Origin of the sequence: Amycolatopsis pithecellobii (genome assembly GCF_009707865.1) — a bacterium.
Lineage (GTDB): Bacteria > Actinomycetota > Actinomycetes > Mycobacteriales > Pseudonocardiaceae > Amycolatopsis_E > Amycolatopsis_E pithecellobii.
In genome coordinates, this window is record NZ_WMBA01000049.1 from 1 (window position 1) to 19,122 (window position 19,122).

The window sequence follows — 19,122 nt, forward strand, 5'->3', positions numbered from 1 at the left end:
GCCCACTCCCACCCCCGGACCAACACGAAGCCTCCCCAACGATCAGCGAAGTGGGGCGGGGGGCCCTTACGAGGGCGCCCCGCGCCCGGTCACCTCCGCACCCAAAAAGGACCAGGGCATCGCGCGGGGTGCGACAAAAAAGAGAGCCTCGCCGGCGGGCTGGCTCCGGGATGACTGGCCCAACGGGACGTCACCTTGGCAGGGTGGGTTTCCTTTTCTGTACGTGCAGAGGGGCCCGGTGGGAGTTGGGGGTCCCACCGGGCCGCTCGCCGCGCTGACCGGCCAAGGTGCAGCGCGAGTCGTTTTCCCGTCAGGAGGGGGGAAAACGACGAGTCACAGGTCGGTCAGGTAGCGCGCGTACGCACCCGTCGTCAGGAAGGACGGTAACCGGTCGCTCAGTGCCGTTTCGATGAAGATCTTCCTGGCGTCGTCGAGGCGCCCGTCACCGATTTCGGCTCGGACGGTGGCGAGTTCCTCGTCCAGCCAAGTGGCAACCAGCTCGTGCGTCACGGCCGTGCCGTCGTCCAGTTTGGTTCCATTGTGGACCCATTGCCACACCTGGCATCGAGCGATCTCAGCCGTCGCGGCATCTTCCATCAGGTTGAAGATCGCCGCCGCGCCCGTACCTTGCAGCCACGAATCAACATACCGCAATGCCACATTGATATTGGCGCGAACACCCTTTTCCGTGACCTCACCGCCGGCACTCGCCACATTCAACAGATCGTCCGCCGAGACAGTGACGTCCTCACGCAACCGGCCCAGCTGGTTCGGCCAGCCGCCGAGCACCTCCGTGAAAACCTCGTCGCACACCGGCACCAGGCCCGGGTGCGCGACCCACGAACCATCGAAACCGTCACCGGCTTCGCGTTCCTTGTCCTGCCGGACCTTCTCCAAGGCAACCGCGTTCACTTCGGGGTCCTTGCTGGGGATGAACGCCGCCATCCCGCCGATCGCGTACGCCCCGCGCCGGTGACAGGTGCTGACCAGCAACTCCGTATACGCTCGCATGAACGGCACCGTCATGGTCACCTGCGCCCGGTCCGGCAACACGAAATCCGCACCGTGGTCCGCGAAGTTCTTGATGATGCTGAAAATGTAGTCCCAGCGCCCGGCATTGAGACCGGAAGCGTGCTCACGCAGCTCGTAGAGGATCTCCTCCATCTCGAACGCGGCGGTGATCGTCTCGATCAGCACCGTCGCCCGGATCGTGCCACGCGGGATGCCGAGTTCCCGTTGCGCCATCAGGAAAATATCGTTCCATAGCCGCGCTTCGAGGTGACTTTCCAGCTTCGGCAGATAAAAGTACGGCCCGCTTCCCCGCGCCACCAGCTGCCGTGCGTTGTGGAAGAAGTACAGCCCGAAGTCAATCAGGCTGGCCGAAACCGGCCGGCCATCGATCCGGATGTGCTTTTCCACCAGGTGCCAGCCACGCGGCCGCGCGACGATCGTCGCCGGGCTGTCCCCGATCGCGTAATGCTTGCCGCCACTGGAAAAGTCGATGCTACGCCGGATCGCGTCGTGCAGGTTCAGCTGCCCGCCGATGATGTTCGCCCACGTCGGTGACGTCGCGTCCTCGAAGTCCGCCAGCCACACCTTCGCGCCCGAGTTCAGCGCGTTGACCGTCATCTTCCGGTCGGTCGGGCCGGTGATCTCGACGCGACGATCTTCCAGGCCAGGCGCCGCCGGCGCCACCTGCCACGAGTGGTCGTTGCGGATCCACCGGGTCTCCGGCAGGAAACCGAGGGGCTGCTCGCCCGAGGCGAGCTTCTCCCGCCGCTGCCGCCGCGCGTCGAGCAACTCACGTCGGCGGCCGGCGAAAGCGTTGTCCAGCTTGGCGATGAACTCCACCGCGGCCGGGGTGAGGATCTCGTCGAACCGCTCCCCGGTGGGACCGGCGACGTCGATCCGGGACGTGAACCTGCTGGCCATGACGATCCTCCTGGGACCTGGGGCCGGTGCCTTCCCCCGGAAGGCACCGGCCCGTTCAAATCAGAACTGAGCTTCTTCGGTGGAACCCTTGAGCGCCGTGGTCGAGCTCTCCGGGTTCAGGGCCGTCGACACCAGGTCGAACCAGCCGGTACCGACCTCGCGCTGGTGCTTCGTGGCGGTGTAACCCCGCTCCTCCGAAGCGAATTCGCGCTCCTGCAAGTCGACGTAGGCGGTCATGCCCTCGCGGGCGTAGCCGTGCGCCAGGTCGAACATCGAGTAGTTCAGCGCGTGGAAACCGGCCAGCGTGATGAACTGGAACTTGTAGCCCATCGCGCCCAGCTCACGCTGGAAACGGGCGATCGTGTCGTCGTCGAGGTGCTTGCGCCAGTTGAACGACGGCGAGCAGTTGTAGGCCAGCATCTGGTCCGGGTACTTCGCCTTGATCGCCTCGGCGTACTTGCGCGCCACCTCGAGGTCCGGTTCGGAGGTCTCCATCCACAGTAGATCGGCGTATTCCGCATAGGCCAGGCCACGGTCGATGCACGGCTCGATACCGTTGCGAACCTCGTAGAAGCCCTCGGAAGTCCGGCCACCGGTCAGGTACTTCTGGTCACGCTCGTCGACATCGCTCGTCAGCAGCGTCGCGGCCTGCGCGTCGGTGCGGGCGACCACAATGGACGGAACGTCCAGCACGTCGGCGGCCAGCCGCGCGGCGTTCAGGGTGCGCTCGTGCTGCTTGGTTGGAACGAGAACCTTGCCGCCGAGGTGACCGCACTTCTTCTCGGACGCAAGCTGGTCTTCCCAGTGCACACCCGCGGCGCCCGCCGCGATCATGCCCTTCATCAGCTCGAACGCGTTGAGCGGGCCACCGAAACCCGCCTCGGCGTCGGCGACGATCGGGGCGTACCAGTCAGGGGCGTCGCTGCCCGAGTTTCCTTCCGCCCAACTGATCTGGTCCGCGCGGCCCAGGGCGTTGTTGATGCGGCGCACGACCGCCGGCACCGAGTTCGCCGGGTAGAGGCTCTGGTCCGGGTAGGTCTGGCCGGCCAGGTTGGCGTCGGCCGCGACCTGCCAGCCCGAAAGGTAGATCGCCTTGAGACCGGCGCGCACCTGCTGCACGGCCTGGTTACCGGTCAGCGCACCCAGCGCGTGGACGTAGTCCTCGGAGTGGAGCAGCTGCCACAGCTTTTCCGCGCCACGGCGGGCGAGCGTGTGTTCCTCGACCACGCTGCCCCGCAACTTGATCACGTCAGCCGCGCTGTAGGACCGCTGCACGCCCTGCCAGCGGGGGTCGCTCTCCCACCGCGCGGTCAGCTCCGCGGCGGCCTGCTCGAAGTCCTGTGCCATGAGATGTCTCCACCTTTGCGAATGTTGCGATGAATCGCGTCCTGCCACTGACCATGACATGACCTGTGGAAATGACACCACAGCTCCAATTTGCCAATTTCTGCAAATTTTGCCTAGCATACTGTGAAGGTTGCGAACGCACGCTTCGCAGCCGCTTGAAAACTTCGTATCTGAACCGGTTCCTTGATCGGTCAGTGCGGGAAGAATTTCGGCGAGGAGAGGCATGATGGATAAAACTTTCGCCGGCGCGAAGTTGCGTCATCTGCGCGAGAGCCGCTCGATGAGCCAGGCCGACGCCGCCCGGCTGCTGGAAATCAGCCCCAGCTACCTCAACCAGATCGAGCACAACTCCCGTCCGCTGACCGTTCCGGTGCTCCTTCGCATCACCGAGGCCTTCGGGGTGGACACCGAGTTCTTCGCCAGCAACGACACCGCCCGCCTGGTCGCGGACGTGCGCGAGGCGCTGCTCGACGAGGCCGTCGCCGTGGAGGCGACCACCAGCGAGCTCAACGACCTGGCGACCAACCTCCCGACCGTCGCGCAGGCGCTTGTGAAGTTGCATCGCAGCTACCGCAACGCCATCGAGACCACCGCCGCGCTGGTCACCGAGAACGGCATGGGCCTGCACGGCAGCGCGGCCGCGCCGCTGCCGCACGAGGAGGTCCGCGACTTCTTCTACGAGCACGAGAACTACATCGCCGAGCTGGACGAGCGCGCGGAGAAGATGGCGGCAGCGATGGATCTGCGACCGGGCATCGTGCACCGGACCCTGCAGGACCGGCTGACCGGGCATTACGGCGTCAAGGTGACGAACGAGGGCATCGACGAGGCACGTGGCCAGCAGCACAAGTACGAGCCGGATGCCCGGATTCTGCGGCTCGCGCCGAGCCTGCGCGTCGGGCAGCGGGCGTTCCGGATGGCTTCACAGATCGCGTTGCTGGAGTACGACGATTTGATCACCGAGCTGGCCGACTCGCAGGCGTTTTCCGGCGCGGCGGCGCGTTCGCTCGCACGGGTGGGGCTGGCGAACTACTTCGCGGGCGCGCTGATCCTGCCGTACCGCACTTTCCTGTCCACGGCGGAGAAGTACCGCTACGACATCGAGCGGCTGTGCGATCACTTCGGGGTCGGGTTCGAAACGGTGTGCCACCGGCTTTCCACGTTGCAGCGGCCGAAGCTGCGCGGGGTGCCGTTCTCGTTCGTGCGGGTGGATCGCGCGGGGAACATGTCGAAACGCCAGTCCGCAGCGGGTTTCCGCTTTTCGCGGGTCGGCGGCGCGTGTCCGCTGTGGAACATCTACGAAGCGTTCACCTCGCCCGGCAAGATCATCACGCAGATCGCGACGCTGCCGGACGGGAAGAGCTACTTCTGGATCGCGCGGACGGTCGCGCGCAACATCGGCGGCTACGGCAGCCCGGGCAAGATGTTCAGCGTCGGTCTCGGCTGTGAGCTCAGGCATGCGCGGCGGCTGGTGTACTCGACTGGCCTGGACCTCGACGATCGCGCGGCCGCGACCCCGATCGGTATGGGCTGCAAGGTGTGCGAGCGCCCGGCCTGCCCGCAACGCGCCTTCCCCACGATCGGCAAACAGCTGACGGTGGACGAGAACACGTCCACGTTCGTGCCCTATCCGGCCGTGCCCAAGGGGTGATCGAGACGGCAATTCACCCGCGACCGGAGCGGCGTAGCTGAGCACGCCCACCACCCCTGCCGACAGCCAGTAAAGATCAACTTACCGCGAGACATCATTATGACGATCTCGATTTCAGATCGTTCACCTGAAAAGCGGTATTCAAATTTCCGATTTCCCCCCAAGTCCAAGGGCCTTGGGCAATAAGGGCAAATTCGTCCGTCGGCCATTTGATTTCATGGTACTTTCCTCAACGTCGGTCCGCGGTATTCAGCCGCGTTTCTGGTGAAGCTACGGGAAGTGGAATCGTTGAGCGATTTCCTGAGCATATCCCCTAAAATGTCTGTTTCAGATCAGGTCGTCAGGCTCCTTTATCGCTTCGTTCGACCGGACAAACCGACCGAGGCGCCTGTTTACGACAGACATCGAGCCAGGGTGGAATACTTCGTCCGCCGGCTTGAACCTATTCACTTCGTGTTGCCCGCTTTTCCGGCGAAGTCGCCGAATCTGACCAAGGTGCTCGGTCCGCTGCCCGATCTCGGTGAACAGCTCGCGCTCGGTTCCCTGGAGTCGCTCTGCGAATACGTCAGCTATTTCCACCCGCCGGGCGCGCGGGTGACGATCTGTTCCGACGGGCACGTGTTCGGTGATGTCGTCGGGGTCTGCGACCAGACAGTCACCGAATATCGGGCACTTTTGTCCCAAACTGCGAAGAATATGAACCTGGACTCACTTGAATTGTACGGTTTGGACGACGCCTTCGGCGGCAGCGACTACCCCGCGCTACGCAAGGTGCTCGAGGCCGAATATGCCCCATCCATCGACAAAGTGAGAGCCAGTGTCCGGACCGACGAGTCGGCCCGGACACTGTTCAACGGGATTCACCGCTTCATGTTCGAGGACGCCGTGGGCACCAGTGGGGGTCACGGCTCCCGGACGTCGCTACGGAACAAGACGAAGGAGACCGCGCTTCACACCATCAGCCGCAGCCAGGCGTGGAGCAGCGTGATCGCCGAGCGCTTTCCCAGGGCGGTGCGGTTGTCCATTCATCCGCAGCCGCCGAATTCCGACAAGATCGGCGTGCGACTACTGGCCAGCCAGGACGAATGGCTGACGCCGTGGCATGGGGTGGTGCTGGACGATGGCGCCAAGCGGTCCTTGGTGAAGCGGTGGCAAGCCGAGGAGTTCAAGGCATTGCTGGTGTGGCGCGATGGGCGGCCCAGCCATTTCGTCGGTCCTCACCTGAGCGCCTAAATCGACAGAAGGGCGGTCTTACTTCCATGACGAGTTCTACGTCGACGGTCGTCGAGGCGATGAAGCACATTCCACTGCGTCCGTTCGGCCGAGTCGTCGAGGCACCCGAAGGTGCCCATATCGAAGATGTTCCGGTCGAGACGCTCCAGCGCTGGACGGAGGAGTCGCGCGTGCTGGTGCTGCGTGGATTTCCATTTCTGGAAAAGGAGGAATTTGCCGACTACTGTCGCCGATGGGGGCCGGTGCTGAAGTGGGACGCGGGCGAGGTCATCGACCTCGTCGTGCAGGAGAAGCCGAAGAACTATGTGTTCGCCGCCGGCGACGTGCCCTTCCACTGGGACGGGGCATTCGCCGAGGAAGACATAAGGTTCTTCTTCTTCCAGTGTTTGGACGTGACACCAGGTGTGGGTGGTGAGACCGTTTTCTCCGACACGACGGCCGTGTACCGAGACGCCGACGACGAAACGCGTGAGCGGTGGGCCCAGATCAGCATGACCTACCAGACCGAAAAGGTCGTGCATTACGGCGGTGAGGTTACCGAAAGGCTGGTCGCCCGTCATCCCGGCACGGGCGTTCCCATACTCCGATTCGCCGAACCGCTTTCTCCGGAGAAGTACAAGAATCCCGTGTTCGCGACGGCGCATGGCATCGACGGGGCGGAGGCCGACGAGTTCGCCGGGACGTTGGCCGAGCGATTGCACCGGCCTGAATACTGTTATCACCACGACTGGCGGGCGGGCGACCTCGTGATTGCCGACAACTCCGCCTTGGTGCACGGTCGTAACGCGTTCACCGGACCGACCAAGCGCCACCTGCAGCGGGTGCAGGTCATCTGAACCAGTGGTACACGCCAAATTTCGTATTCGGGAGGCTACCCATGACTCGTCAATCGGCTTTGGCCACCCCTCAATGGTGTGAGCGCCATTTCGACACCCCGGGCATCGTTTTTGTGGAGACTGGGAGTCGTGACACCGAGTACCGAAATGGGCACATTCCGGGCGCGGTTTGGATCGGCTCGCAGGAGTTCCAGGACCACCTCCGGCTGGGCGTCATCGGCGGAGAGAAGTTCGAGAAGCTGGTCGGTGCGAAGGGGATCGGCAACGACGACACGGTCGTCCTCTATTCGGGCGCCGAGAACATGTTCGCGGCGCAGGTCTACTGGTATTTCAAGCTCTATGGGCACGCCTCGGTGAAGCTGCTCGACGGAGGTCGTTCCCAGTGGGAACGGGACGGCAGGCCGCTCGTCGTGGAGGTGCCGAACCGGACACCTACCGTCTACCTCGCTCAGAAAACGGATAGGGCGATCCGTGCTACCCGTGACGATGTGCTGGCCGCCATCGGAACCAAGAACCTGATCGACGTGCGCGCCCCTGAGGAATACCGAGGGGAGATATTCGCCCCCGGGTCCGCCGGCGAGGCGTTCGCGCCGGGAAACAATCCGCACGAGGTGGCGCAGCGCTCGGGTCACGTGCCCGGCGCGGTGCACCTTGAATGGACTGAGGTGCTCAACGAGGACGGCACGTTCAAGCCCGACGCCGAACTGATCCGGCTCTACTCCGGCTTGGACGCGCGCAGCAGTTGCATCACCTATTGCTGGGTTGGTGCGCGTTCGGCACACACGTGGTTCGTCCTCCGTGAACTACTGGACTGGCCGGATGTGCAGAACTACGAGGGCTCCTGGGCGGAATACGGGTCGCTCATCGGAGCGCCGGTGGAGCGCGGCGCCCCGGTGTCGTGACAGCCTCGGAGGCTCGCAGCGTGGTGCCCACGCCCGATGCCGCCGGGGGCTGAGCTTCTCCACCGCCTTTCCTGGTCAGAGCCACTCCGCTGCACCGGCGGCGGGTCGCGGCGGGCGATCTCCAGCGCGGCCCGCAGGCGCGGGATCTGCTCCTCCTCCCCCGGCCAGATCAGCGCCTCCAGCCACACCGGTCCGGCTGCCCCTGTCCGGCCGTGCCCAAGGGGTGATCGAGACGGCAATTCACCCGCGAGGTGAAAATTGGTGCCTACCTGAGGTTTCAGACGCCCCGGCGTTTCCCTTTCTGCGCTTTTGAATTTCCCTTTTTGTCACGGTCGGCCCGGGTTTCTGAAGTCAAGGACATTTCACCCCCTTGACGGGGCAGCCCCGGTATTGAACAATCACAGCGCGAGTTTTAGTCGATAGCAATGGAGTTGTCCGTGCAGAAGGTAGTCGACTACATCGAAGAGCGCCGTAAGTCATACGAGAATCACGACTTTTTTTCGCGCTTACTGGCCAACGAGTCTCTACCCGCGGAAAAGCGCCTTGCGTGGGGCCCAAGTGTAGTCCCATTCATTATGGGCTACTCCGACCTGAACAAGTATGTCTTCCGCAAAGAAGAAGGCGGCGCACAGTCTGACCAACTGCAGGTTCTGCTCAATGCGCATACCTACGAGGAGGACTTCCACTGGCAGTGGATGCTGACCGACCTGGAAAAGTTGGAAGCAGACAAGGTGATGCCACTATCGGATACCGCTCGCGTCCTGTGGGGAGCCGACTTCAAGCACTCTCGGCGTCTTTGCCTGGAATTGGCCGCGCTTGCCGCCGCCGCGCCAACGTACGCCGTCTTTGCGATGGTTGAGTCCATCGAGGCGGTTTCGATCACGATCTTCCGCCATTGCCAGGGAATCACCTTGCGTGATGGTCGTGAATGCGAATTCTTTGGTACGAAACACTACCTGGCGGAGGCTTCACACGGTATCAAGTCGCCAGAAGTAGAAGAGGAAAGACTGCCATCCCTTGATGCCACCCAGCGGACGGAAGCAATACGCATGGTGGATCGCGTGTTTTCACTCTTTGACGATTGGTCGGCTGCCCTGCTGCGACTGGCTCTGGAAAATGGAGACCACAACCGCAGGTACGAGAGAATGATCCAAGAAAGTAAGGATCTTCTCCCGGAAGCCGAGACGGCGGCCGCGGCCGCCTTCCACTGAGTGCCCGCTGCGGTCAGAGCCACTCCACCCAGGTGCCGTGAGGGTCGGTCAGTGCGATCGGCGCCCGGTCACGGGTCAGCACGAAGCCGTCACGAGACACGACGACTTCGTGCTCCGCGGGGAACCCCGGCGTCACCGGCAAGGCCTCGTTCGACAACCACACCGCACCGGATTCCGCGACGGCGGCGGCGAAAGCGTCCCGGTCCGACCGGTCTCGCACGTACATCATGACCGCCGTGTGGAACACCACCAGCGTCGCGTCACGGGGCGCTTTCGCCGCCAGGGCAAGGAAATCCGCGCGCAGGTCACCCCGGTGCACCGGCGGCGGGTCGCGGCGGGCGATCTCCAGCGCGGCCCGCAGGCGCGGGATCCGCTCCTCCTCCCCCGGCCAGATCAGCGCCTCCAGCCACGCACAGTCGTCCGGATCGGCGACATCGAGTGGGTTCAGATCCAGCCCCGCCCGCCACGCGATCTCCGGCACCCGCGAGGGCAACGGCGTCGCGTGATCCACCTTGCACGGCAACATCAATTCGCCAGGGATCAGCGCCCGGCCGTAGTCGTAGCCGTACCGGTCCGGCAGCAGGCACAACCCGGCGGACGCGCCGACTTCCAGCAGTGCCAACGGTTGTGGCAGCGAAGCGAGCGCGGGCAACAGGGTCGCGCAGCGGGCCGGCTCGTTCGTCTGCGTCGTGCGCGCGAGCATCACGTCCCGGATTTCGCCCGTGCGCTCGGTGAACCACCGGCGGAACGAGGCCCAGTCCGGGATCGGTCCGCACAAGTACTGCACGGCGCCGTACAACAGGTTCGGCTGGTACTTCGCGGGCGTCAGCGTGGCGAGAAAGGCGAGGATCTCCGGATCTTCGGCCACCCGCAACGAAATGTCGGAGTAGACCGGCGACCGTTCGCGCGTGTCGATCTCGCCGAACCGCCGGTAGAGCCGCGAGATCGCCTCGGTCACCAGCCCTGCTCCAGGGTCTTCTGGAGTGCCTTGTCCGCCTTGCGGGCCATGTCCTTGACCGCCTCGCGGCGTTCGGTGTCGGCCTCGTAGTCTGCGCGCCGGTCACGCACGACGCGTGCCGGTGAGCCGACCGCGATCGCGTAATCCGGGATGTCGCCGCGCACCACCGCGTGCGCCCCGAGGACGCAGCCACGGCCGACACGCGTGCCGCGCAGCACCGACACCTTCGTCCCGATCCAGGTGTCCGGTCCGATCCGCACCGGCGATTTCACGATGCCCTGATCCTTGATCGGCAGCGTGATATCGGTGGTCACGTGGTCGAAGTCGCAGATGTACACCCAGTCCGCGACGAGCGTGGCCGCGCCGAGTTCGATGTCGAGGTAGCCGTTGATCACGTTCTGCCGCCCGAAAACGGCCTTGTCCCCGATCCGCAGGGATCCTTCGTGACAGCGGATGGCGTTCCCGTCGCCGATGTGCACCCAGCGGCCGATCTCCAGCCGCCCGTAGCCGGGGCGGCAGTGGATCTCGACGTCCTTGCCGAGGAACACCATGCCGCGCAAGATGATGTGCGGGTTCGCGAGCCGGAACTTCAGCAACCGCCAGTACCGCACGAGGTACCACGGCGTGTAGGCGCGGTGGCGCAGCACCCAGCGCAGCGAATCGGCGGTCAGGAACCTCGCCTGCCGCGGGTCACGCCGGGCCCGCCGCCAGGCCCCGACCCGCGAAAGTACGGGCGATCCCCACATGGATGTCATAGGTTGGAGGGTATGACCAGCAGGCTGATCATCGATACGGACCCGGGTGTTGACGACGCCTTCGCGATCGCGCTCGCCGCACTGAGCGACGACGTCGAGCTACTCGGCGTGACCACGGTGTTCGGCAATGTCCCGCTGGCGAACACCACCCGCAACGCGCTGCGCCTCCTGCAGTTGTGCGGCCGCGATGACGTTCCGGTCGCAGCCGGTGCCGAGCGTCCCCTGGTCCATCCGCAGGCCGCCCGCGCCGCGCATGTGCACGGCAGTGACGGGCTGTCCGGACGGTCCGCGGCCCTGCCCGAGCCGGAGCGCGACGTCGAACCCGGCGGTGCCGTGCGGCTGCTGGTTTCCTTGCTGGAGGCGGCGGACGGACCGGTCACCATCGCTCCGATCGGGCCGCTGACGAACATCGCCCTGCTGCTGGCCGCCTTTCCCCAGGTGAAGGACAAGATCGACCGGATCGTGCTGATGGGCGGCGGGGTCGATCGTGGCAACAGCACGGCCGGCGCTGAGTTCAACGTCTGGAGCGACCCGGAAGCGGCCCGGCGGGTGCTCGTCGAAGAGGACGTGCCGCGCGTGATGGTGCCGCTCGACCTGACGTACCGCTGCGCCGTCGACACCGCTTGGCTGGCCAAACTCGCCGGGACGGGGCCGATCGGCGCCGCGCTCGAGGCCCTCACCCCGGACTACCTCGCGTCCTACCGGCGCTCGCTCGGGTGGGACGGGATCGTGCTGCACGACGCGGTCGCGGTCGCGGAGGCGATCAGTCCCGGCATCCTGCGCACCGAGTCCTATCCGCTCGAGGTGGACACCACGTTCGGCCCCGGCCGCGGCGCCACCCTCGTCGACCGCCGGCTGCCCGGCCTGCGCGGTGAGGGGGAAGGCACCGTCGCCCCGGGCGCCGTTCAGGTCGCGGTGGACACCGACGTGGCCGGGATCGGGGAGTTCGTGCTGGGGCGCCTCACGCGTTGAGCGCGTCAGGCCCACGGTTGCGGCAACCTGAGCCGCGCGAGCTGCCGGTCCCGTTCGGCGTCCGGCACGCCGGAGCAGGCCGGGTACCGCATCCCGGGATCAGGGTCGAAGATCTTTTCGCAGGTGATCCGGTACCGCCACGGCTGGACGAGATCGTAGGCGCAACGCAGCCCGTTGCCCGGGCGAGGGAACACTTTGGACAGTCGTAGCTCGTGCTCGTCGCGGTGGTCGGGCAAGCCGTAGCGAGGATCGGAGTAGCGAGCACCGTCCACTTCGCACGCGACCTGCCCGACCCAGCGTTTGAGTTTGATCGCGTGCGACAGCCCCCGGCCGGCCAAGGTCGAGATCAGGGGCGTTGTCACGCCCAGGGACCCTACAAAGGCTCGGGCCGGGGGAAGCACCCGGCGAACCGTTCGAAAGCGGCCCTGTCACCGGTCAACCGCAGCTCGCCCGCGCGTTCGGCGGCACGGATCTTACGAGCGCCGAAAACCAAGCCCCGCAACGTTTTCGCGTCCAGCTCCGCCACGACCTCCGGCCGTTCGGGGCTGCCTCGCCCGATCGTCAGCTGTCCGTCCATCGCGGACACTCCGAAGACATCACCGTCGAACCGCAGCTCGCAGTCGAAATCCGGACCGGGAACGTAGGTCGTCTTCAACGCGAGCATCAGCGCGTCGACACTGAGCTCGGGGCCGGGCCGCAGCGCCGTCCGGCTGCCCCACCGGCCCAGTTCGATCAGAACCGGTTCGAGTGCGGCACCGCGTTCGGTCAGTTCGTAGACCCGCGTGCTCACGGGCGGGCCAAGCTTGCGAGCGCGGACCAGCCCGGCCTCGCCGAGATCACGAAGCCGTTGAGAGAGCACGTTCTGGCTCATCCCGGGCAGGCCGCGCACCAGGTCACTGAACCGCTTGGCCCCGAACAGCAGCTCCCGCACGACGAGCAGCGTCCACCGCTCGCCCACCAGGTCCAGCGCCCTGGCGACTCCGCACGGATCGTCATAACTACGCACGCCTCAAATCATAGCTTGCTTTTCAGGAGTATCTACTCCTATATTAGGAGTATGACGACAAGCACAGTTCCCCAAGGCGATCTCCGGCTGCTGGACTCCGGCATCGCGCAGAACATGCTGAACTCGACCGAACTGGCCCGCCTTGCCTACGTCGCGGCGGACGGCACCCCGCGGGTGTTCCCCATGCTTTTTCTCTGGAACGGCAAGGAAGTCGTGTTCGCGACCTTCGCGGGCACGGCCAAGTTGACCGCCCTGCGCGCGCGACCGGACGTCGCGATCACGATCGACACCGCGGGGCCGCCGCCCCAGGTGCTGTTGCTCCGCGGCCCCGCGGAAGTGACCGAGATCGAGGGCGTCGCACCGGACTACATCGCCATGCAGCAGCGGTACTACGGGCCGGAGCAGGGGGCGGCCGCCGCCGCGGAACTGGAGGGGTCCGGCGTGCGGATGGCCCGCATTGCCGTGCGGCCGACGTGGGTCGGCACGTTCGACTTCATGACGCGTTTTCCCGGCGGTCGCACGGCCGAAGAGTTCGCGAGCCGCGGCCAATGAGCACGTTCGTGCTGATCCCCGGAGCCGGCGGTCAGGCGTGGTACTGGCATCGCGTGGTGCCCGAGCTCACCGCCCGCGGACACGAAGTCGTCGCCGTCGACCTGCCCGCCGGTGACGACTCGGCCGGGCTGGCCGAGTACACCGACGTGGTGGTCGAGGCGATCGGCGACCGGTCGGGGCTGGTGCTGGTGGCACAGTCGATGGGCGGGTTCACCGCACCGCTGGTGTGTGAGCGCGCTCCGGTGGAGCTGTTGATCATGCTGAACGCGATGACGCCGCGGCCCGGTGAATCGCCCGGCGAGTGGTGGGCGGACACCGGCCACGACCGCCTGCACGAACGGTTCGACCTGCTGGAATTCTTCTTCCACGACGTGCCGCCGGATATCACCGCGCAGGCGATGGCCGCGGGTGACCTTCCCCAGTCGGGCGCGCCGTTCGCGAAACCCTGGCCGCTGGCGAAATGGCCCGAGGTGCCGACGAAGTTCCTGCAGGGCAGTGACGACCGGTTCTTCCCGCCGGAATTCCAGCGCCCCGTCGTACGCGAGCGGCTCGGCATCGAGTTGGACGAGATGCCCGGCGGACACCTGCTCGCGCTCAGCCGCCCCGAAGAACTCGCGGACCGGCTCACCGGCTACCTCCCGGCAGGCGCGTGAGAATCAGCGGCCAGGCGAGCCCGGCCTTCCCCTCGCCCCTCGTGCGTGACCGTCCCCGCGGGCGCGTGAGAACCACGAACCAGCTACCTCCCGCGGCCCGTGAAAATCAGCGGGCCAGGCGGGCGCGGACCTCCGGCCGCCGTAACGGCGGCACCGTGGTGGGCGGCTGGCGACGGGCCGGGAGTTCGCCGAGCAGTCGCGTCGTGATGGTCGCGATCTCGGCGACCGCCGCTTCGAATGGCTCGCGGGTGGCGTCGGAGAGGGCCTGCACGCCGGTCACCTTGCGCACGTACTGACGGGCGGCGGCCTCGATCTCCTCCGCGGTCGCCGCCGGCTCCAGGCCACGCAGAACAGTGATGTTTCGGCACATGTCCCCGAGCGTACGTCCCCGCAGAAGCTGAGCCTTGCTAATAGCTCTCATTGCGAGCTACATTCGGAATCGTGAGCACCGACCAGACGACACTCGCCGAGAACCTGATGTCGGCGATGGCCGGACTGCGCAGGCGCGTGCGGCGGCGCGTCGCCGCACGGTCCGGGCTCGAACCGCCGCTGCGTGGCGCCCAGCTCGAACTACTCCGCACGGTCGAGATGCGGCCGGGCATCGGGGTGGCCGCCGCCGCGCGCAAGCTGCATCTCGCCGGCAATTCCGTGAGCACGCTGGTCAACCAGCTCGTCGAAGCCGGGATGCTGCGCCGCCACGTGGATCCGGCGGACCGGCGCGCGGTCCGGCTCGAGCTGACCGGTGCCGCGCACGCCAGGCTCACCACCTGGCGGCGCACCCGAACCCAGTACGTGGCGGGCAAACTCGCCGAACTGTCCGAAGTGGACAGAACAGCGATCGCCGGTGCGCTGCCCGCGATCGGCCGCCTGCTGGCCTCGATCGAGGAGGACGGGGACCATGACTGACCTCGGCACCCGCAACCCGCCCGCGATCCGCTGCACCGGGCTCCGGCATTCCTTCGGGGACAAGGTCGCGGTCGACGGCATCGATCTCGAAGTCCCGACCGGGCAGGTGTTCGGGCTGCTCGGCCCTAATGGCGCGGGAAAGACGACAACGCTGCGGATGATCACCACCCTCCTCCCGGTCACCCACGGCAGCGTCGAGGTGTTCGGGCTCGACGCCGGGCGGCGGATGGCCGTGCGCAGGCTGATCGGCTATGTGCCGCAACAACTTTCCGCCGACGGGACGCTGACCGGCCGGGAAAACGTCGCCCTGTTCGCGCGGCTGTTCGACGTGCCGCGACGGGAACGCAAGGACCGCGTCGCCGAGGCACTCGACGCCGTCGGGCTGACCGAGGACGCGGATCGTCAGGCCTCGGGGTACTCGGGCGGCATGATCCGCCGCCTGGAACTCGCGCAGGCGCTGGTCAGCTCGCCCCGTCTGCTGATACTCGACGAACCCACGATCGGTCTGGACCCGGTCGCGCGCTCGAACGTCTGGGCACGTATCGAGCAGATCCGCGCCGACACGGGAATGACCGTCCTCGTCACGACCCACTACATGGATGAAGCCGAGCAATACTGCGAACGCATCGCCTTGATGCACCGCGGCCGGATCCGCGCGCTCGGCACGCCTGCCGAACTCGAAGCCAACCTCGGCCCAGAGTCCACTTTGGATGACGTGTTCCGCGCCGTGACCGGTGACCAGCTCGACGAAGGAGGGATCCGGGATGTCCGTGCCGCTCGCCGTACCGCCCGCCGTCTGGGATAACCCCGGCCCGCTCCGGCAACTGCGGTTGCTGCTGTCCCGGATCGGCACGATGTGCTTGGTGGAACTGCAAAAACTCCGCCGCGACCGGTCGGAGCTCGTCACCAGGGCGATCCAGCCCGCGTTGTGGCTGCTGATCTTCGGGGAGACGTTCACCCGTATCCGGGCCATTCCGACGGGGAACATCCCGTACCTGGATTTTCTCGCCCCCGGTATCCTCGCGCAGTCGGCGCTGTTCATCGCGATTTTCTACGGCATCCAGATCATCTGGGAACGTGACGCGGGAGTGCTCGCGAAACTGCTCGTCACGCCGACACCACGCGCGGCTTTGGTGACCGGCAAGGCTTTCGCGGCCGGATTGCGTGCGCTCGTACAGGCGGTGATGGTGCTGATCCTGGCCGCGATCCTGGGTGTCGGACTGACCGCGAACCCGCTGAAACTCATCGCGATGGCGATCGCACTCGTGCTCGGTTCGGCCTTCTTCTGCTGTCTGTCCATTGTGATCGCCGGGCTGGTGCTTTCACGGGAGCGGCTGATGGGCATCGGGCAGGCGATCACGATGCCGTTGTTCTTCGCTTCCAACGCGCTCTACCCGATCGAGGTCATGCCTGGCTGGCTCAGGGTCATCAACCACATCAACCCGCTCAGCTACGAAGTGGAAGTGCTGCGCGGGCTGTTGATCGGCACTCCGGCCCGGTACGGGTTGTCTTTCGGAGTGCTCATCGGCGCGCTCGTGCTCGCGGTCAGCGTGGCTTCGGCGCTGCTGGGCAGGCTGGCCCGGTAGGAGTTTGCCGCCCGGCCGCCACGGGTACTCCCCTGCGCACACCGAGAAGGGGACACCGATCATGGCCACTTCGAATGACATCCGAGTCCAAGGGTTACAACCGGTGCAGGTTATCGCCGGCCTGGTGGGCCTGCTCTATCTGGCGTTCGGCATCTACGGCCTCGTCCGCACGGGATTCGCCAATTTCGCCGGCCGTCACGACGTGCTGGTGCTCGGCTTCATGATCAACCCGTTGCACAGCGTGATGAACGTGGTCGCCGGGGTGCTGGGTCTGCTGATGGCGTCCAGCTCCGGGCTTTCCCGGACCTACGGCTGGATCCTGTTCATCGGTTTCGGCCTTGTGGGAGTCTGGGGGCTGATGATCACCGGGATGATCGCCAGCCACCCGTTGTCCGGCTGGGGCAACCCGCTCAACCTCAACGACAGCGACAACTGGCTCCACCTCGGCACCGCCGTCGTGGGGCTCATCATGGCGATCCTCCCGGCACGCAAGCGCCTGCACGCCGTGACACCGGAACCGGCCCATTGACGAATCGGATGGCACACTGCTCCGCGTGAGCGGAACGGTTCTGGTGCTGGGCGGCCGCAGTGAGATCGGCCTCGCGGTCGCGCAACGGCTCGTCGAGCCCGGTCGGACGGTGGTGCTGGCCGCACGGCGCAGTGACGATCTCGGCGAGCAGGAAGCCTTGCTGCGCAAGGCAGGCGCGGAAAGTGTGGCCCGTGTCGAGTTCGACGCGGATGACCTCGCCCGGCACCGGCCCGTGCTCGACGAAGTGGTCGCCCAGCACGGGCCGATCGATGTCGTGGTGGTGGCCTTCGGCATTCTCGGCGACCAGCAGCGCGCCGAGAACGACGCCGCGCACGCGGCAGCCGTCGTGCACACCGACTACCTCGCCCACGTGCACGTGCTCACTGAGATCGCGAATGTCTTGCGGGCGCAGGGGCACGGCACGATCGTCGTGTTCTCCTCCGTCGCCGGTATCCGGGTGCGGCGGGCGAACTACGTGTACGGCTCGGCGAAGGCGGGGCTCGACGGGTTCGCCAGCGGCCTCGCCGATGCGCTGCACGGCGGACCGGTGCGGCTGCTGCTCGTCCGGCCCGGCTTCGTGATCGGCCGGATGACCGAAGGCATGTCGCCCGCGCCGTTCTCCAGTACGCCGGATCAGGTCGCCGATGCGACCGTCGCGGCGTTGCGGCGCGGGCGCGGTGAGGTGTGGGTTCCCGCCGTGCTCCGCCCCGCGTTCTTCCTCATGCGGTTGCTTCCCCGGGCCGTGTGGCGCCGGTTGCCGCGCTGAGTCTCAGCCGCCCAGCAGGCCGCCGACCGCGCCGAGCAGGCCCCCCACCAAACCGCCGCTCTTCGGCTTTTCGCTGTCGGTGGTGGTCGTCGTCGGCTGGCTCGGGCGCGCGGCCGCGGGCTGCTGCGACGTGGGGCTGGTCGTGGTCGTGGTCGACGCCGGCGGCGGGTCCGACTTCGACGTTGTCGTGGTGCTGTCCGTCGTCGGGGCGCTCGGGGCCGGCTGGACCGCGACGGGACCATCGGTCGCCCGCGGCCGGCCGCTCGGCGAGCTGCTACCGGCGGGCTGCGCCGGAGCCGGTGCCTGCGCCGCGACACCACCCGTGACGGCCCTCGTGCTCGTGCTGCCCGGCGTTCCCGCGGACGTGCTGCCGGGAGTCGCGGTATCGCTGGACGCCAGGCTCGGCGGGCTGCTCAGCTGGCTCGTCTTCGCCTCGGGCGGCGGCACGTAGCCGCCACCCATGCCGCCGGTCGTGGACGCCGCGGTGTCGTGCAGCTGACCGGTGCTCAGCGCGGTGACGGCGATCCCGGCCAGTGCGGCGACACCGGCGGCGAGCGCACCCACCTTGCCCGCCTTGCGACGGTCCCAGCGTCCCTCCCTGCGCAGGAGTTCGACGACGGGGATCCGGTCGGTGGGGGCATCGTCGACGACAGGGGCTTTGAGGGGCGCCTTGATGGCGGCCAGCTCTTCCGTCATGCCCTCACGCCGCAGCAGGTCGGCGACACTCACCTGATCGCTTCCGTCACCCTGCCGCGAGTTCATGTTGTTGCTAGGCACGCTCACAAAGCCCTTCGTTCGTCACCGTCCGCGACATACTTAACCGCCGTTACCAGTTCGTTGCCATCATCGTGAGCACAGTCACAGCCCATCAAGAGTTTTTTCGACGATGCGTGACGCCTAGGTAGCGGAAATGCCCCTACGGGAACCCCGTACCGTGGACGCCGGAGGTGAGACGCATGCCGGGACCCAACCCGTTCCGCTGGGCCGCGCGCTTTGCGGACTGGTTCGAGCAACGCGGGGTGTACGTGCCCGGCGAGGAGAACCACACCGTCGATCCGTGGCGCGACTTCGGCTGGCTGATCGTGGTGTGGGTGCTCGGGATCGGCGGCCTCATCCTGTTTTTCGCGCTCGCCACGTGACGTAGTGACGACGGTCACGGGCGGTACCGTTCCGGTCACGGATCGGCCACAGCCCGACACCAGGTGCGCCTCAACACACCCTCGCCGCTCGCGGTGGCGGGCCCGTCCCGACAGAGTGGGACGCGTCCCGGCATAAGTGCCTACCCCGAACGGCGCAGCCGGGACCTTGTGAGTGCAAAGGAAGTTGC

General features: G+C 66.4%; 23 protein-coding genes. 14 read left to right on the forward strand and 9 right to left on the reverse strand.

Annotation, left to right across the window (positions count from 1 at the left end; translation table 11 throughout):
- Positions 1 to 333 precede the first annotated feature (333 nt).
- Both aceB and aceA read right to left on the reverse strand, forming a co-directional pair.
- Positions 334 to 1,932, reverse strand: a complete 1,599-nt coding sequence (gene aceB / locus GKO32_RS26280; RefSeq protein ID WP_154759588.1) for a malate synthase A — start codon at positions 1,930 to 1,932, stop codon at positions 334 to 336.
- A gap of 60 nt (positions 1,933 to 1,992) precedes the next feature.
- Positions 1,993 to 3,279 (reverse strand): isocitrate lyase, encoded by a 1,287-nt coding sequence (gene aceA, locus GKO32_RS26285; RefSeq protein WP_154759589.1) that lies wholly within the window; start codon positions 3,277 to 3,279, stop codon positions 1,993 to 1,995.
- Between the two features lie 226 nt (positions 3,280 to 3,505).
- Between aceA and GKO32_RS26290 the strand changes: the two genes are divergently transcribed.
- The 4 genes from GKO32_RS26290 to GKO32_RS26305 all read left to right on the forward strand — a co-directional run bounded on the left by GKO32_RS26290 (position 3,506) and on the right by GKO32_RS26305 (position 7,901).
- Entirely contained in the window at positions 3,506 to 4,930 is a 1,425-nt protein-coding gene (locus tag GKO32_RS26290) for a helix-turn-helix domain-containing protein (protein ID WP_154759640.1), read from the forward strand.
- A gap of 279 nt (positions 4,931 to 5,209) precedes the next feature.
- The gene (locus GKO32_RS26295) at positions 5,210 to 6,163 is read left to right on the forward strand and encodes an isocyanide synthase family protein (RefSeq protein ID WP_208024549.1); all 954 of its coding nucleotides are present in this window, start codon (positions 5,210 to 5,212) and stop codon (positions 6,161 to 6,163) included.
- 59 nt (positions 6,164 to 6,222) lie between these two features.
- A complete protein-coding gene (locus tag GKO32_RS26300) occupies positions 6,223 to 6,999 on the forward strand; it encodes a TauD/TfdA dioxygenase family protein (RefSeq protein WP_166459740.1) in 777 nt (258 codons plus the stop codon).
- Positions 7,000 to 7,040: 41 nt separating this feature from the next.
- Positions 7,041 to 7,901, forward strand: coding sequence for a sulfurtransferase (locus GKO32_RS26305; RefSeq protein ID WP_154759591.1), 861 nt, complete (start codon positions 7,041 to 7,043; stop codon positions 7,899 to 7,901).
- Here GKO32_RS26305 and GKO32_RS40640 read toward each other — a convergent pair.
- Entirely contained in the window at positions 7,829 to 8,089 is a 261-nt protein-coding gene (locus tag GKO32_RS40640; RefSeq protein WP_376766001.1) for a DUF2332 family protein, read from the reverse strand. The genes GKO32_RS26305 and GKO32_RS40640 overlap by 73 nt on opposite strands.
- 249 nt (positions 8,090 to 8,338) lie before the next feature.
- Between GKO32_RS40640 and GKO32_RS26315 the strand changes: the two genes are divergently transcribed.
- Positions 8,339 to 9,112 (forward strand): hypothetical protein, encoded by a 774-nt coding sequence (locus GKO32_RS26315; RefSeq protein ID WP_154759592.1) that lies wholly within the window; start codon positions 8,339 to 8,341, stop codon positions 9,110 to 9,112.
- Positions 9,113 to 9,125: 13 nt separating this feature from the next.
- On the opposite strand, the gene GKO32_RS26320 is transcribed toward GKO32_RS26315, so the two are convergent.
- Positions 9,126 to 10,070 (reverse strand): DUF2332 domain-containing protein, encoded by a 945-nt coding sequence (locus GKO32_RS26320; protein WP_208024551.1) that lies wholly within the window; start codon positions 10,068 to 10,070, stop codon positions 9,126 to 9,128.
- Entirely contained in the window at positions 10,067 to 10,825 is a 759-nt protein-coding gene (locus GKO32_RS26325; RefSeq protein WP_154759594.1) for an acyltransferase, read from the reverse strand. Before GKO32_RS26325 ends, GKO32_RS26320 begins: the two co-directional genes overlap by 4 nt.
- Before the next feature lie 12 nt (positions 10,826 to 10,837).
- Here GKO32_RS26325 and GKO32_RS26330 point away from each other — a divergent pair, with 12 nt between their 5' ends.
- Positions 10,838 to 11,797: a nucleoside hydrolase gene (locus tag GKO32_RS26330; RefSeq protein ID WP_154759595.1), complete on the forward strand. Its 960-nt coding sequence runs from the start codon at positions 10,838 to 10,840 to the stop codon at positions 11,795 to 11,797.
- Positions 11,798 to 11,802: 5 nt separating this feature from the next.
- Here GKO32_RS26330 and GKO32_RS40270 read toward each other — a convergent pair whose 3' ends face one another.
- Positions 11,803 to 12,159, reverse strand: a complete 357-nt coding sequence (locus tag GKO32_RS40270; protein WP_166459741.1) for an IS1096 element passenger TnpR family protein — start codon at positions 12,157 to 12,159, stop codon at positions 11,803 to 11,805.
- Between the two features lie 11 nt (positions 12,160 to 12,170).
- A complete protein-coding gene (locus GKO32_RS26340; protein ID WP_312868560.1) occupies positions 12,171 to 12,803 on the reverse strand; it encodes a winged helix-turn-helix transcriptional regulator in 633 nt (210 codons plus the stop codon).
- 51 nt (positions 12,804 to 12,854) lie between these two features.
- Here GKO32_RS26340 and GKO32_RS26345 point away from each other — a divergent pair, with 51 nt between their 5' ends.
- Both GKO32_RS26345 and GKO32_RS26350 read left to right on the forward strand, forming a co-directional pair.
- A complete protein-coding gene (locus tag GKO32_RS26345; RefSeq protein WP_154759597.1) occupies positions 12,855 to 13,355 on the forward strand; it encodes a pyridoxamine 5'-phosphate oxidase family protein in 501 nt (166 codons plus the stop codon).
- Positions 13,352 to 14,008, forward strand: coding sequence for an alpha/beta fold hydrolase (locus tag GKO32_RS26350; protein WP_154759598.1), 657 nt, complete (start codon positions 13,352 to 13,354; stop codon positions 14,006 to 14,008). The genes GKO32_RS26345 and GKO32_RS26350 overlap by 4 nt, the downstream gene beginning before the upstream one ends.
- 106 nt (positions 14,009 to 14,114) lie before the next feature.
- Here the strand turns inward: GKO32_RS26350 and GKO32_RS26355 are convergent, their stop codons facing one another.
- Positions 14,115 to 14,378, reverse strand: coding sequence for a DUF2277 domain-containing protein (locus GKO32_RS26355; RefSeq protein ID WP_154759599.1), 264 nt, complete (start codon positions 14,376 to 14,378; stop codon positions 14,115 to 14,117).
- Between the two features lie 71 nt (positions 14,379 to 14,449).
- Between GKO32_RS26355 and GKO32_RS26360 the strand changes: the two genes are divergently transcribed.
- The 5 genes from GKO32_RS26360 to dprE2 all read left to right on the forward strand — a co-directional run bounded on the left by GKO32_RS26360 (position 14,450) and on the right by dprE2 (position 17,795).
- Entirely contained in the window at positions 14,450 to 14,914 is a 465-nt protein-coding gene (locus GKO32_RS26360; RefSeq protein ID WP_446680219.1) for a MarR family winged helix-turn-helix transcriptional regulator, read from the forward strand.
- Positions 14,907 to 15,719, forward strand: coding sequence for an ABC transporter ATP-binding protein (locus GKO32_RS26365; RefSeq protein WP_154759600.1), 813 nt, complete (start codon positions 14,907 to 14,909; stop codon positions 15,717 to 15,719). Before GKO32_RS26360 ends, GKO32_RS26365 begins: the two co-directional genes overlap by 8 nt.
- Positions 15,679 to 16,500 (forward strand): ABC transporter permease, encoded by an 822-nt coding sequence (locus GKO32_RS26370; RefSeq protein ID WP_154759601.1) that lies wholly within the window; start codon positions 15,679 to 15,681, stop codon positions 16,498 to 16,500. The genes GKO32_RS26365 and GKO32_RS26370 overlap by 41 nt, the downstream gene beginning before the upstream one ends.
- Positions 16,501 to 16,561: 61 nt before the next feature.
- Positions 16,562 to 17,029 (forward strand): DUF4383 domain-containing protein, encoded by a 468-nt coding sequence (locus tag GKO32_RS26375; protein WP_154759602.1) that lies wholly within the window; start codon positions 16,562 to 16,564, stop codon positions 17,027 to 17,029.
- 25 nt (positions 17,030 to 17,054) lie between these two features.
- Positions 17,055 to 17,795, forward strand: a complete 741-nt coding sequence (gene dprE2, locus GKO32_RS26380; protein WP_312868561.1) for a decaprenylphospho-beta-D-erythro-pentofuranosid-2-ulose 2-reductase — start codon at positions 17,055 to 17,057, stop codon at positions 17,793 to 17,795.
- Positions 17,796 to 17,798: 3 nt separating this feature from the next.
- Here dprE2 and GKO32_RS26385 read toward each other — a convergent pair whose 3' ends face one another.
- Positions 17,799 to 18,578 carry a hypothetical protein gene (locus GKO32_RS26385; RefSeq protein ID WP_312868562.1) on the reverse strand — a complete coding sequence of 260 codons (780 nt, stop codon included), beginning with the start codon at positions 18,576 to 18,578 and terminating at the stop codon, positions 17,799 to 17,801.
- A 173-nt stretch (positions 18,579 to 18,751) separates the two neighbouring features.
- Here GKO32_RS26385 and GKO32_RS26390 point away from each other — a divergent pair, with 173 nt between their 5' ends.
- Positions 18,752 to 18,934: a hypothetical protein gene (locus GKO32_RS26390; RefSeq protein WP_154759604.1), complete on the forward strand. Its 183-nt coding sequence runs from the start codon at positions 18,752 to 18,754 to the stop codon at positions 18,932 to 18,934.
- Positions 18,935 to 19,122 lie beyond the last annotated feature (188 nt).

Coding starts and splice junctions, on each gene's coding strand:
- GKO32_RS26390 (WP_154759604.1), top strand. CDS start 18,752: ATGCCGGGACCCAACCCGTTCCGCTGGGCCGCGCGCTTTGCGGACTGG.
- GKO32_RS26290 (WP_154759640.1), top strand. CDS start 3,506: ATGGATAAAACTTTCGCCGGCGCGAAGTTGCGTCATCTGCGCGAGAGC.
- GKO32_RS26345 (WP_154759597.1), top strand. CDS start 12,855: ATGACGACAAGCACAGTTCCCCAAGGCGATCTCCGGCTGCTGGACTCC.
- aceA (WP_154759589.1), bottom strand. CDS start 3,279: ATGGCACAGGACTTCGAGCAGGCCGCCGCGGAGCTGACCGCGCGGTGG.
- GKO32_RS26365 (WP_154759600.1), top strand. CDS start 14,907: ATGACTGACCTCGGCACCCGCAACCCGCCCGCGATCCGCTGCACCGGG.
- GKO32_RS26300 (WP_166459740.1), top strand. CDS start 6,223: ATGAAGCACATTCCACTGCGTCCGTTCGGCCGAGTCGTCGAGGCACCC.
- GKO32_RS26375 (WP_154759602.1), top strand. CDS start 16,562: ATGGCCACTTCGAATGACATCCGAGTCCAAGGGTTACAACCGGTGCAG.
- GKO32_RS26330 (WP_154759595.1), top strand. CDS start 10,838: ATGACCAGCAGGCTGATCATCGATACGGACCCGGGTGTTGACGACGCC.
- GKO32_RS26355 (WP_154759599.1), bottom strand. CDS start 14,378: ATGTGCCGAAACATCACTGTTCTGCGTGGCCTGGAGCCGGCGGCGACC.
- aceB (WP_154759588.1), bottom strand. CDS start 1,932: ATGGCCAGCAGGTTCACGTCCCGGATCGACGTCGCCGGTCCCACCGGG.
- GKO32_RS26370 (WP_154759601.1), top strand. CDS start 15,679: ATGTCCGTGCCGCTCGCCGTACCGCCCGCCGTCTGGGATAACCCCGGC.
- GKO32_RS26325 (WP_154759594.1), bottom strand. CDS start 10,825: ATGACATCCATGTGGGGATCGCCCGTACTTTCGCGGGTCGGGGCCTGG.
- GKO32_RS26350 (WP_154759598.1), top strand. CDS start 13,352: ATGAGCACGTTCGTGCTGATCCCCGGAGCCGGCGGTCAGGCGTGGTAC.
- GKO32_RS26305 (WP_154759591.1), top strand. CDS start 7,041: ATGACTCGTCAATCGGCTTTGGCCACCCCTCAATGGTGTGAGCGCCAT.